The organism is Pirellulales bacterium, from assembly GCA_019636335.1.
Taxonomy (GTDB): domain Bacteria; phylum Planctomycetota; class Planctomycetia; order Pirellulales; family JAEUIK01; genus JAHBXR01.
Genome location: JAHBXR010000034.1, coordinates 37672 through 50570, shown reverse-complemented (window position 1 = coordinate 50570; position 12899 = coordinate 37672). Strand labels below are relative to the sequence as shown.

At 63.0% G+C, this 12899-nt stretch carries 11 protein-coding genes; 1 reads left to right on the top strand and 10 read right to left on the bottom strand.

The window, feature by feature from the left end:
- The 5 genes from KF708_22970 to KF708_22950 form a co-directional block, all read right to left on the bottom strand.
- Nucleotides 1-650, bottom strand: a 650-nt coding sequence (locus KF708_22970) for a hypothetical protein (protein ID MBX3415565.1), incomplete at its 3' end; no start/stop codon positions are given.
- Nucleotides 651-893: 243 nt separating this feature from the next.
- Nucleotides 894-1271 (bottom strand): GxxExxY protein, encoded by a 378-nt coding sequence (locus KF708_22965; GenBank protein MBX3415564.1) that lies wholly within the window; start codon nucleotides 1269-1271, stop codon nucleotides 894-896.
- A 557-nt stretch (nucleotides 1272-1828) separates the two neighbouring features.
- A complete protein-coding gene (locus tag KF708_22960) occupies nucleotides 1829-2911 on the bottom strand; it encodes an HTTM domain-containing protein (GenBank protein MBX3415563.1) in 1083 nt (360 codons plus the stop codon).
- The gene (locus KF708_22955; GenBank protein ID MBX3415562.1) at nucleotides 2908-3495 is read right to left on the bottom strand and encodes a hypothetical protein; all 588 of its coding nucleotides are present in this window, start codon (nucleotides 3493-3495) and stop codon (nucleotides 2908-2910) included. Before KF708_22955 ends, KF708_22960 begins: the two co-directional genes overlap by 4 nt.
- Nucleotides 3496-3871: 376 nt before the next feature.
- Nucleotides 3872-4924 carry a TIGR03000 domain-containing protein gene (locus tag KF708_22950; protein MBX3415561.1) on the bottom strand — a complete coding sequence of 351 codons (1053 nt, stop codon included), beginning with the start codon at nucleotides 4922-4924 and terminating at the stop codon, nucleotides 3872-3874.
- 467 nt (nucleotides 4925-5391) lie between these two features.
- Here KF708_22950 and KF708_22945 point away from each other — a divergent pair, with 467 nt between their 5' ends.
- Nucleotides 5392-6528, top strand: coding sequence for a rod shape-determining protein RodA (locus KF708_22945; protein MBX3415560.1), 1137 nt, complete (start codon nucleotides 5392-5394; stop codon nucleotides 6526-6528).
- 22 nt (nucleotides 6529-6550) lie between these two features.
- On the opposite strand, the gene KF708_22940 is transcribed toward KF708_22945, so the two are convergent.
- From KF708_22940 to KF708_22920, 5 genes are all read right to left on the bottom strand, one after another.
- A complete protein-coding gene (locus KF708_22940; GenBank protein ID MBX3415559.1) occupies nucleotides 6551-8092 on the bottom strand; it encodes a lipopolysaccharide biosynthesis protein in 1542 nt (513 codons plus the stop codon).
- A gap of 121 nt (nucleotides 8093-8213) precedes the next feature.
- Nucleotides 8214-9239 carry a type II secretion system F family protein gene (locus KF708_22935; protein MBX3415558.1) on the bottom strand — a complete coding sequence of 342 codons (1026 nt, stop codon included), beginning with the start codon at nucleotides 9237-9239 and terminating at the stop codon, nucleotides 8214-8216.
- Nucleotides 9240-9319: 80 nt separating this feature from the next.
- Nucleotides 9320-10252 carry a type II secretion system F family protein gene (locus tag KF708_22930; GenBank protein ID MBX3415557.1) on the bottom strand — a complete coding sequence of 311 codons (933 nt, stop codon included), beginning with the start codon at nucleotides 10250-10252 and terminating at the stop codon, nucleotides 9320-9322.
- Nucleotides 10253-10255: 3 nt separating this feature from the next.
- The gene (locus KF708_22925) at nucleotides 10256-11644 is read right to left on the bottom strand and encodes a CpaF family protein (protein ID MBX3415556.1); all 1389 of its coding nucleotides are present in this window, start codon (nucleotides 11642-11644) and stop codon (nucleotides 10256-10258) included.
- Nucleotides 11645-11773: 129 nt separating this feature from the next.
- The gene (locus tag KF708_22920) at nucleotides 11774-12883 is read right to left on the bottom strand and encodes a hypothetical protein (protein MBX3415555.1); all 1110 of its coding nucleotides are present in this window, start codon (nucleotides 12881-12883) and stop codon (nucleotides 11774-11776) included.
- Nucleotides 12884-12899 lie beyond the last annotated feature (16 nt).

Below are 12899 nucleotides of genomic sequence, written 5' to 3'. Positions count from 1 at the left end.
CACAGAACCCGACGCCTTCGTGCAGCACGAAAAAGCATAACAGCCGCCGCGAACGTGGCGGCAGCAATCACGAAATGGAAAGTTGAGTCTTCTGGCCTCGGGCCAGATCCGGTGTTATTACGCGAGATTGTGTGAAACCCAGTAAGCAAGTAGAGGAGCGACATCAGCGTGCAGAAGACTCCAGCCGCAAGAATTGCCAACGGATACAAACGATGACCGCCCGAATAACTACGCGGAGCCTCATAGGGATTGTCAGTTACAGTTTGGCTTGGCTGTGAAGTGATTGAGGCGGCTTCGACACCTTCCATCGTCGTCGACATGCCTGCTCTCCAAAACAGTGAAATGCACCAGGTAATTAGCCAACCCACAGCACCAAGCACTGCGACAGCCAGCGCGACGATTTCACCGAAAAAGGATACCGAAAAAATCAGCGAACCAGGGCCAAAGTTGAGACCTTCGGCCGCGCCGGAAAGACGCCAAAAAAAATCCGCCGCGAGCAAAGCAGTAATGATCGCGGACAGAACGGCAAACGTGACGATTCCACTGAGGAAAACTCGTTTCCAGAGTCGGAGTATCGCAGTTCCTGATGCTGTGCGACCGCCGGTCTGCTTCGTCGGAACTGATGGAATTGCGGACATAATTGCGTTCATCGCGTTCGGTCATTGATCGCTTCCGGCAAGCAAACAGCTCTTGCACCGTTCATTCATGGATCATTGGATTCATCCACAGATGAACGCAGATTTACGCAGATGAGAAAGGCGACCGATCTTGTCTGATCTGCGTGAATCTGTGTCCATCTGCGGATGAATCCCGATAGGCACATAGGTACTCAGTCGGTTCCGCCGATGAACACAGAGTTCAAAAGCCCGAAGAACCTCTTGTTTTGTACCCTATCACGGATCACAGTCGAGTTCATTCTTTTCCAGACCTGAGTTTGGCGGCAAAGGACGTTGCGGCGACCATTGTGACGAGCGTACCAGTCGTTTCCATTCGAGATTTGGTTTACCAAAGTTCAGCAGTAATCCCACCTCTTTTCCTGTTGCCTTCAAATAGTTGAGAAGCTGAGCATCTTCAATGTTCGTCAGGCCAGCCAAGGCCTTGAGTTCAACAATCAGTTCGTTGAAGCAGACAAAATCAGCCTGGTAATGGGTAAGCAGCCTCTGACCTTTGTAGAACAGAGGCAGACCGACTTCCCTGGCGCGAACGGTATTCCACGAGCGGTCATTTCCAGCGCCAACATCTCTTGATAAACCGACTCCAAGAATCCGCAACCAACTTCTGTTTGAACCTCCATCGCCGCGCCAATGACGGCATACGTCCGAGGATCGCGTATCTCGCTCATTGCATCACCTGCCCCAGCATCATGAAATATTCTGACCACCTCGATTCAATGCACCTTTCACCAGACCGACGCCGCAAATCATTATTCATGCCTGCGCAGCGGATGAGCCCAGCGCGGCGTCCGACCAGCGCCGGTCGGGCTTCCGCTGGTCGCCCTCGGGTCATCGGCGGCGCAGGGATCAATAACGCCGTATCTGCGTCCATCTGCGCGTATCTGAGGATCAAACACCAATCGCATTCAGAAGTATCCACAGATGCGCGCAGATGAACGAAGGACGCGACGTTTCAACGCCAAGACTCTGCCATCCTCCCGCATTAGTCTCAATAAGGTCCCGCGACGAATCTTGGCCGCCATCCCTTGGCATACAACCGCACGGCTGTACGCCATCTTGAGAATGATCGTGCCTGCCGCGCGCACCACCAACGGCAACCTTTCTCAAAGCATCAAAGTTCGCGAACACTAGACGTCTGTTTACCACTGACCACTCTACCGCGGTCCGGCCGAGGCGCGAGTACCGCCTTGATCGCGGCGCTTTGCGTGGGCCGGCTTGTTGGCGATGCGGGGGGACTCCCCTGCCCTGCCCTGGACGCTGCTGTTGCTTTCGACCGACATGCCTGCGTCGTCATCCCCTTCGCGGCGGTAGTCGCGTTCCAACGTCATTCGCACCAGTCGCGGCGAGATGAACGCCATATTGCCGAAGAGCATCACCAGGCCGAAGGTGACCATGCCCATGCAGATGGCGATGCCCAAGTGCAGCGGCACGGCCAGGCCGATGACAATCGGCCGGGTCCAACGGGGCCAGACCAGGGCCCAGTAGGTCAGCTCCCAGAAGAGCGAGATCTGCGTCATCAGATTGATGATGAGCGGATAATGCACGAGCCACAGCATGTCGAGCGACTGGTACTCGGCGTTGGCGAAGGCCCCCCACAACGCGGTCCCTTCCCACCAGCTCGGGCCCATCAGCTTCGAGATGCCCGCGAAGAAGTAGATCACGCACATGTGGAGCTGAATCAGGCGGATGCCGATGTTGGCCGAGATGCTCGGTGTCACCTCGGGCAAGCTCCCCCCTGCCCTGCGTCGCGCCAACCAGCGATCAAGCGAATAGCGCGCGCCGCTGGGTCCGATCATCAGGTACATCGCCAGCATGGCGTTGATCTGATCGAGCCCGAACAAGGCGCCAGGAACGCGATTCACGTAGGCCACGGTGAGCAGATACGACAGCACCGCAACCACACGGGTGTAGAGCCCCAGCGCGAACATGGCGAAGATGGCCAGGGCCGCGAAATGGACCGTCCAGAGAATCGCCGGCGATTCGATCCACCAGAAGCAGCTCCATGCGTACCCGTCGCGATGGAACGTGGCGGCGGCCTGCGGCGAGATCCAACTGTGCGGACCGAAGAAGTCGTTCAAGCCCAGCGTCCACACGGCGTGCGTGTAGAACAACATCGATCCGGCCAGCACGCGAAGCAGCGAATACGTGGCTGGGTCGGTCGGGGTGAACCAGAACCGGTTCCAGCCGCGCACCGTTTCGCGGCCCAGGTCGCGGCAATAGTCGGTCACGAGGTTCACGTTTTATTCCTCGTGAAGGTGCCGAGCGTGCGCTCTTCGTAGAAACGCTCGTCGCGCAGCGTGGCGCCGTCGATGATCGCCTGCGGAGGCGGAATCAGATGGCGGCGCAACACCAGGGTCACCTTGGTGGCGTCGAATTCATCGAGCAGATGGCCGGCGTAGCTGGCCGCGTAGGCCTTTTCGATCTCCGATTCGGGAGGCGAGGCATTGATAAACTCGCTCATCATGAAGTGCCGGTGATAGAACAGTCGCGGCTGATGCTCGGCCAGGTTCGGAAAAATCCCCTCGCGCGTGGTGCCGTCGGGCAATTCAGCCACGTAGCGAATCAAATGGCTGGGGCCCGGTTCTGGCGCGAAGAAGTGATATCCGTGGTTGAGATAGGCGGCTTCGAGATAGGGGCGCAGCGCACGCCACAAGTAGCCGCTCAACATCGAAGAGGGTTCGACCGAAAACGGGCCGGCGAACACCGCTAATAGATGAACGGCGAGCGCAACGCTGATCGCGACTTTCCAGCTCGTGCTCAAGGTGGGCACTTGAGGAAGGGACGATCGCGCGGCAGACGTAGAGGGGGTGGGATTGGGCATGGCTACAACTCTTATCGGCCGGACCCCGCCCTGCCGCCGCAGAAACGCGACGCGTCCACAGATGCCGGTTCGGTGACACAAGTTTGGCAAACTTTGACGGTCGTTGCCAAGCGGCAGGGGGGAGGAAGTTTCTCCCGGTGTGACAAAACGAACCGGCTTGTCACACCCGGTCGGAGTGGTGGCGTTGGGAGAGATGCTCCCCACCCTGAGCCCGCTGCCCCGCGCGTTCGATGCTCTGCTCGAGTCCGGTGCGTCCATGAAAAAGCCCTCGCTTGGGCAGCCTGCCCGAGCGAGGGCTTAGATAGCTAGCGACTTTCGACCAGGCCACCTCCGCTGCGGCCCTCCTCGTGGTCGACGCTGCATTCCTTTTCGCAAACTAGCGGTTGATCGCCTGAGCGACCTCGGTGGCGTCGAAGTCGATCATCACCGAGCGGGCTTCACCGGCAGCCAGCGAGACGTTCGTCTCCTTGCTGAGGGTCTGGCCATCGCGGTTCAGCTCGACGCGGATCGAGTAATCGTTCCACTCGCCGCCGTTGGGCAGCTTGGTGGTGGCGAACTCGCGAACCTCGCCGGTCGACTTCGTTTCCTGGCCGGCCAGGAAGACCTTCGCGTCACTGGGGACGCGGAGGATGAGCGAAGTCTTCAGCGGCTGTCGGGCCACGTGCTCGGCCTCGCTACGATCGAAGGCAAAGGCGAGATCAGCCACCTGGCCGCCGCCGACCTTGATCGTCTTCGTGTTGGTTTCCGTCTTGCCGTTGCGGACCAGTTCCGCGCGGACCTCGTAGGTGTAGGTCGCGTTCGGATCGAGGCCTCGCGAGATGAAGCGACGGACCGTGCCCGTGCTGGTGGTCGGACGATCGTTGACGAACACCTTGGCGTCCGCCGGGACCGAGACCGACAGCATCATGCTCGAGTCGTCGAGGTTATAATTAATGTCATTCGTAGCGGGAGCCGCGTCAGCCGGAACCGTCTCTTCAGCCGGCACGCTTTGCACTTCGTAACCGCCGGGCAGGCTGCCGTAACCGTGCGAGCCGCCACCCGAGCCGTACGAACCGCCACCGCTCGAACCCCACGAGCCGTACGAACCGGTGCCGTAGCCGCTGCCCCAACCAGCGGCAACCGCGCCGCCCGAGGAGCCACCGCTCGAACCCCAGCTACCGCCCGACGAACCGCCGGAAGAACCGCCCGACGAGCCACCCGAGCAACCGCCCGAAGAGTGGTGCCAACGGCGATGGTGGCGCCAGCCGCCCGAGCTACCGCCGCTCGAACCCCAGCTACCGCCCGACGAACCGCCCCAAGAGCCGCCCGACGAACCACCCGAGCTACCATGCCAACGCCAGAAGGCGTTCGCTTGCGGGGCATCGACAGCAAACGCTGCCACCGCTACCGCCGCACCCAACAGAATTCGTTGCAAGTTGAGACCAGACATTCGTTTCTAGCTCCATGTCACGAGTCTAAGGTCGAAGTCGCTATCGTCCGCAAAACATACCAACGATAGCACGTAATTCAAGCAACATGCGTAGTTTTTTCCGGTCTCGTAGAGTGGGATGCATGCGTTGGACTGTTTCCATAAATGCTTGATTGCAAATGCCTTACGTGCCACGTTAGCGTGGTGTTTTCCGGACATTCCGATTGTAACGGCAAGCTAGCAGTTGTGGCGAAAGCACCCCCTGCCAGCAGTTTTGAAAACAGCAACTCAGGCGGTCAGCCGCCTGAGCCTGGCGAAGCAGACAGTGGATGCTAGCGAGGCTCAAGCGCGGGATCGGGACGCGGCTCCTCCCCTGCCCTGCTCCGCGAGTTGGCCTCTGATCCGCTGGGAAGCCGGCCTATAATCCGCGCCCCTTTGTTGTCTCATTCATGCCCCAAGCTGGGCTTGCAGTTCGGCCCAAGATCGCCATGACGTCCACGCTCTGGCTCGCGCGCTTTCCCTGGTCGCTGTTGGCGATCGTGATGCTGCTGGCGGCGCTAGGATGGATTGGCATCGCGCGGGCCGAAGACCTTGCCGCCACGCCGGGTCGCTATCTGCCTCGCCAGTTGGGCTGGTCGATTGTCGCGCTCGTTGCCTTTCTGGCGATGACGCTTCCCAGCTACCGCGTGCTCGGCCGGTGGAGTTATGCGGCCTTTGGTCTGGCGATCGTGTTGCTCGTGGCGGTGTACTTCTTTCCCCCCATCAATGGTGCGCGCCGCTGGATTCGCCTCGGTCCGGTCGGTCTGCAGCCTTCGGAGTTCGCGAAGCTCGCCTTCGTCGTCGCGCTGGCGCGCTATTTGATGTACCGCGAAAACTTCCGGACGCCGCGAGGACTCGTCGCGCCGTTTCTGGTGGCGCTGGTGCCGCTGGTGCTCATCCTGCGCGAACCCGACCTGGGCACATCGCTCGTCTTCGTGCCGGTGTTGTTCGTCATGCTGTACGTCGCCGGGGCAAGACTGCGCGACTTGCTGCTTGTTGCCTGCCTGGGGGTGCTCGTGAGCCCCTTGCTGTGGACGCAGATGAGTCGCGAGCAGCGCTCGCGCGTGACGGCGTTGTTCGAGCAAGCCGGCCCTGATGCCCGCCCCACGGACGACACGTTCCAGTTGCGACAGGGCAAGCAGATGATGGCCCTGGGGGGCACGTTCGGAAACTGGCTGGCGGGCGACGAAGCGATCGAAGCCGCCGGCATCCATCTGCCCGAGGCACAAACCGACTTCGTCTTCAGCTTGTTGGGAGAACGATTGGGCCTGGCCGGAACCGGCGGGGTGCTTCTGCTGTATTCGTTGCTGATCTGGCGCTGTACGAGTGTCGCCAGCACGACGCGCGAACCGTTCGGGCGACTCGTCGCCGCTGGTGTTGCAGGCTTGATCGGTTGCCAGGTGTTGATCAACACGGCCATGACGGTCGGCCTCGCCCCGGTCACGGGCTTATCGCTACCGTTCGTCAGCCATGGCGGATCGGGCATGTTGGCGCACGCCCTGGCGCTGGGATTGCTCGCCAATATCGCGATGCGACCCGGCTATGAAGTGGGCCGCGAGCCCTTTCGCTTTGCCGCGGCCGCCTGATGGTGCGTCTCGGCGTTGTGCTTCAGTCTCGTCTTGCCTGCGAGGCCAACCATTGGAGCTCGCTGCGCGCCAGGAGCGCGTAGCTCGCCACTCCCACGCCGATCTCGATGGCCAGCAGTACCGGCAAGGGGGCATCGAACGAGGCCAGCAACGCGCGACGCAGCGCCAGCACCACGAGCGCCATCGAGCAGGACGCGAGGAGCGGTCGGCGCACCGCGCGGAACCCATCGGCCAGTGGCAATCCCACCGTGGCAAAGCAAAACCAGAGATAGGGCGCGAGCACGACAACCACCGCCAGCGAATAGCCGCCGGCGATCCATTGGGCCGCTTCGACTTCGCTCCCCCCGCCAAAGTAGGTGGCGAAGCCCCAGCCGGCCGCGATCCCCTGCACGATCACCAGCAGCAAGAGGGCCGCGGCCAGCATCAAGCGATCGGCACGTCCGGCCGAGGCAAACACGCTGCCCGCGATATTGATGAAGCCCTGCGCGAGAATCAGGAGCGCGAAGACGCGTAGCACTTCGCCGGCGGGGAGCCATGCTGTTCCGCCCAGCACCACCAGCGCGTCGGTCGCCACGAGCGCCACGCCGAATCCGATCGGCAAAAGCAGCACCGCCACCAGTCGATAGAAGACGAGTACCAAGGAGCGATATTGCTGCGCATCGCGCGCGGCGCGACCCAAGGCCGGCAGCATGACGCCACTGGCGGAAGTCGTTACCGCCAGCACCGGCTTCATCGCCAGATTGAACGCCTGGCTGTAATAGCCTAGCGCCGTGGGGCCGAACACGGCGCCCACCAGCACCTTGTCGAGGTTTGTGCCGAGAAAGAACAACACGCTGCTCGCGGTGTAGTATCCGCCGAAGTGCAACAGTTCGCGTACCGGCGCGCGCCGGGTGGGCGCGTGCGGTCGCCAGGGCTCGGCGATCCAGACGATGGCGGCCAGCGCCGCAAGCTCGACATACTGCGCCGCGACGAGTGCCCAAACCCCCGTGCCCGCGACGGCTGCCACGATGCCGGCCAGGGCACCGGCGATTTGTCCGGCCAGCCGCAGACCATGGACCCGCGCAAGCTGCAGACGCCGTTCGAGAAGCGCCTGATGTTGTGCCGACAGGGCGCCGATCAGGGCTGTGCCCCCCAACGCGACCGTAAGCCAAAGCAGGCTACGCGCCTCGTCGGCCGAGAGCATACTCCGGACGTCGTAGAGCCAGACGAGCACGGGCGCCAACAAGGTGGCGACGATGGTCGTCGCCGCGCCGAGCACCACATTCATCCAGAAGAGCGCCGAGACCTGTGCCGAACTGATCTCGACACGTCCCACCGTGGCGACGTTCAACCCCAATGTCGTGAACAATCGCAGAAAGAGCACGAGCGGCAAGACCATGCCGAGGAGGCCGAAATCGCTCGGGGCGAGCAGGCGGTAGAGAATCGCCAGTTGAGCGAGCGACACAAGCTGCGAAGCGACCTGGGCGGCCACGGTCGCCCGGGTGCCGCTACGAACCGCCCGCTTCAACCCGTCGGGCGAAAAGGAAGGATCCAGGCTCGGCGTCTGCTGGGGCTCGCGGTCCATCACCCACGCGTCGCGAGTGGATCGAGTAGTCGTGAAACTTCGTGCTGACCCCCGGCAATATAACGGAAGTGGCGTCGCTTCGCACGGCGGGCGATCCCACGGCGCTCGCGACACTCCACTACTACCGGCCGGCGTTCATGTCTTGATCCAGGCTTTCCAGCACGCCGATCAGACCGCTGGGGCTCATCACGTCGGCATCGACGGAGAGGATGCTGTTCCCCTTCGATGGCGCGAGGAACTCTTTCAGTTCGAGCGCCGCGGGGGCCGTGAGCAGAATGAGCGCCGCGGGGGCGAAGCAGAACATGAGGGGAAAGACGAGCTTCACTGGCGCCTTGTTGGCGCGCTGAATCGCAAGTTGCTTGCGACGGACGCGCAGGTGATCGGCCTGCGTGTGCAGCGAGCCAGCCAGGCCGGTGCCGAGCCGGTCGCCGCGCGTCAGCAGGTTGGCCAACTGTCGCGCTTCGACGATGTCGACGCGCGAGGCGAAATCGGCGAGGGCCCGCGACAGGCTCCCCATTTCCGCCTGACGGCGCAAGATGCGCAGCTCTTCGGCCAGCTCGCGGTGGGCAGTCAATTGACGACTGACCTGTTCGAGGCTCGTGCCCAGGCTCATGCCGCCGCTGGTACACATGCTGAGCATGTCCATGGCGTCGGGCAAGGCTTGCCGGATGCGGGCCACGCGGCGTCGGCGGCGGAAGAAGACGTACAGTCTCGGTACGATCGAGAGAGCCGCCGCCACGAGACCGCCGAGCACGAGAATGCCGAACGTGTGCGTGCCGTCCGAGGCGACGGCAAGGACTCCGGCCGTGACTAGCGGCACCAACAACAGCACGAAACGGGCGGCATAGATCCAGGTGGCCGCGTGGGGACTATAGAGTCCCGCTCCCCGCAACAATTGTTGGAAGTCGCGACGCTCTTTCTTTGATTCGGGAATCTGCGCGGCCAGGGCCGGCGCCAAGCTTCCCAAGACGCCTCTCGGCTCGTCGCTCTGATCGGACTCCTCGGGCGAGATCTTTTCCAGGCGCAGATCGACTGGCTTCCTCTTTCCCTGTACCGTGCGCAGGGCAAGCCAGGCCAAAGCCAGCGTGGCGACGAAGGCGCCAAGAGGAATCAACCAGCCATGGACGAGATCGATATCAAGCAACATTAGTGTCTCTAGGTCGAAGGTAGGTCAGGTACCCCGTACCTGACAGGATTTCGGGCGGCTCCAGCAAAAGATCGGATGGCTCAATAATTCATCCGCAACACGCGCCACACCCACACCATGCCGATCAACTGCAACGCGCCGGCGATGCCCAGCAGGGGCACCCCCCAAGGATGCTTGAGGAACATCTCGAGATACTCGGGCTGCATCCACGACAAAAGCCCGACCGCCACGATCGAACCGATGACGAGCCCCATCGCCGAGAGCATGCTACCCGACGTCACCGCCTTCAGATGCCCAAAGAACTCGTGGCGATCGCGGGCAGCGACCGCCAGCCGTTCGATGAGCGTGGCCAGATTGCCGCCGGCCGTGCGATGGACGAGCACCGCGGTGGCAAAGATACGAAACTCGGGCATGGGGACGCGTCGCACCATGCGATCGAGCACCGCCACCGGCGTATGTCCCAACTTGAGTTGTGATGCGGCGCAGCCGAACTCTTCGTTCAACGGCCAGGGAGATTCCGCCGCGACCAGCTCCGAGGCCTGCTCCAGCGTGCGCCCCGAGCGGACACCGTCGGCCAGCAACTCGAGCGTCTCGGAAAGGTGCATGCGCATGGCTCGTCGCCGGCGAAAACGTCGCAACAAGAACCAGCCGATCGGCCAGACGGCTCCCAGCACGAGCCCCAACGCCGCGAGCAGAAAGTTTTCGAAAAAGACGAGCGGAACGGCGCAGAACACTACGGCCGAGCCCGCCACCAGAGACAATGCCTGAGACATCGAAAGGCCGACGCCCGACTGGTCGACCAGCTCGACGAAGGCGCGATCGAAGCGGTTGGCCGGCTCGTCTTCGATCGTCGCCCTAGAGAGCGCGAGTGACGAGTCGACGTCGACCAACAATCGCCGCTCGAGGCGGTCGCCGCGCCGGCGGCGCAGATCGGCCACCAGCAGTCCACCGGTGGCAGTTAGCGCCGAGGTGGCGGCAAAGCAGAGGATAGCCACGATTGTCAGGTTCAGCATGGGCTATTTCTCCCCAAGGCTTGTCGTGCGCTGCACCGAGAACACCGCCGGTTCGACGGCGGTCTCCGCGGCCGTGAACTGATCGCGGCGGTATTCGATACCCAGTTCCTCGAAGCGGCGGACGCACTGGGGCGTGTGACCCGTCGCGACGAACTCGCCGCGCGTGCGACCCGATTCGTCGACCCCTTGCTGCTGGAAGCGGAACAGGTCTTGCATGACGTACTCGCCATCGGCCACGCCGGTGATTTCACTGACGCGGGTCACGCGACGCACACCCCCCTGCAAGCGCGCCACGTGTACGACCAGCGTGATGGCCGACGCGATGTAACGCCGCACGACCATGACGGGCAGGTCGAAACCGGCCATGCTGACCATCACCTCGAGACGTGACAAGGCGTCGAGTGTGCCGTTGGCGTGAATCGTGGTGAGCGAACCCTCGTGGCCCGTGTTCATTGCCTGGAGCATGTCGAGGGCCTCGCCGCCGCGTACTTCGCCCAGGATGATGCGGTCGGGACGCATGCGGAGGCTGTTTCGTACCAGGTCTCGCGACGTCACTTCGCCGGTGCCTTCGGCACTGGCGGGGCGTGTCTCGAGCGAGACGACGTGTCGCCGCTGCAATTGCAGTTCGGCGGAATCCTCGACCGTGACGAGTCGCTCGCCGGCGGGAATGAAGCGCGACAGGCAGTTCAGCAGCGTCGTCTTGCCGGCGCCGGTACCGCCGCTCACCAGAATGTTGACACGCGCTGCAATCGCGGCCTGCAGAAAATCGACAATCTCGTGAGACAGCGAACCGTAACGCAGCAGGTCTTCGAGCTCGAGCGGCTTGGCGCCGAAGCGACGAATCGAGAGCGTGGGTCCACGCAGGGCCAACGGGGGGATGATCGCGTTGACGCGCGAGCCATCGGGGAGTCGCGCGTCGACCATGGGCGACAGCTCGTCGATGCGGCGTCCGACGCGGGCAGCCACGCGCTGGATGATCTGCAACAAGTGGGCGTCGTCGGCGAAGAGGGCGTTCGTCTCTTCCAGACGGCCGTGACGCTCGACGAACACCTCGTGCGGTCCGTTCACCAGGATATCGGTGACTGCCGGGTCGCGCATGAAAGGCTCGAGCGGCCCGAGACCGAACGACTCGGCGAGCAACTCATCGACCAGGCGTTCTTGATCGACGCTGGAAAGCGCCTCGCGGCGCGAAGCGAGCAGCTTCTCGGCGGCGTGCCGAATGTGGACGCGGAGACGCGGCTCGTCCATCTGGCCGATGCGTCCCAGGTCGAGCGAATCGATCAGCTCGCGATGCAGCCGGGTCTTCAGCCGCTGGAAGTCCGCCTCGAAGGCGTCTGTCGCCGTCGAACGTGGCACGGTGGGGGCGTCGGTCGCAGAACGAAAGGCAAGCATGCTGGGCGTCATGGTGATGACTCTTGGTAATTGGTCTCTGCGATGAAAAGTGGCACAGGCTGCCAGCCTGTGCTTTTCGATGTATTGTCGCTCTCAGCACAGGCCGGCGGCCTGTGCCACTGCTCTGCTCTACACATTCTGAGCGAAGGCGTTGAAGCTCCGCGCGAGCAGCGAGAAGCGAGATGTCACGGCCGACACGGGCACCCCCTGGTTCACGGCGCGGTTCATCGCGGCATCGTCCTCGGGGAGCGACGAGAAGACCTTGATCCCCAGGATCGATTCCGCCTTGTCGGCCGTGACCTGTCCGCGATTGCCGCAACGGTTGAGCACCAGGCGGAAGCGATCTCGTGACAAGCCGAGCATGCTAGCCGTTTCGAGGGCCCAACGGGCGCGTCGCAGGCCGGGCACGTCCGGTCGGACTACTAGGGCAACGAAGTTCGACATCCGCATCGCCTCGACCTGCTCTTCGTCGAAGGTATGCGCCAGGTCGAGCACCGAGATGGCGTACATGCGGCGCAGCAACAGGAGCACCTGCCGCACGGCCGTGCGGTGCAGATGGCTGTCGACCAGGCCGCCACCCGCCGGATAGCCGGCCTGCGCGAGCACGTGTACGCCACTGTTGTGTGGAGTCATCGAGGCGGCGAGCATCTGACGATCGAGGCGTTCCCAGGCGCGACAGACGTGGTCGAGCGTGTGTTGGGGATCGAGATCCAACAGCAGCGAGAGATCGCTCGGCGTCGGATGCAGGTCGACGAGCGAGATCTTGCCCGGGCGTTTGGCGGCGAGCCGCGCGGCCAGATTGACCGCGACGGTCGAGACGCCGACACCGCCGTTGGGCGAGAAGATCGAGACGATCTTGCCCGGCGCCTGATGGCGGTCGAAGCTCTTTTCGAGGCGGACCAGGGCGTCGCTCAGATCTTCGCGGAGCCGCGTGATGTCGAGATACTCGCGTACGCCGGCAGCCATCACCTGTCGGATGCGGGCTCCATCGGTCACGGGACCCGCGGCCAGGATCGGCACGCCGGTCACCTGGTGCGCCGCGCGAACGGCGGAGAGGAGATCCTCGACGGGGCCATCGCCAGCGACCAGGACGAGATCGGGCTCCACTTCGGCGAGCCGCCCCGGCAGGCTTTCGAAGCCCACGACGTCCGCCGCCTCGCAGAGCAGCCCCTCGCCCAGCAGAACGCGGCGCAACGCGACGCTGCGCACCTGATCGTGATCGGCCAGAACGATTCGCATGTCTTGTACCTCGTCG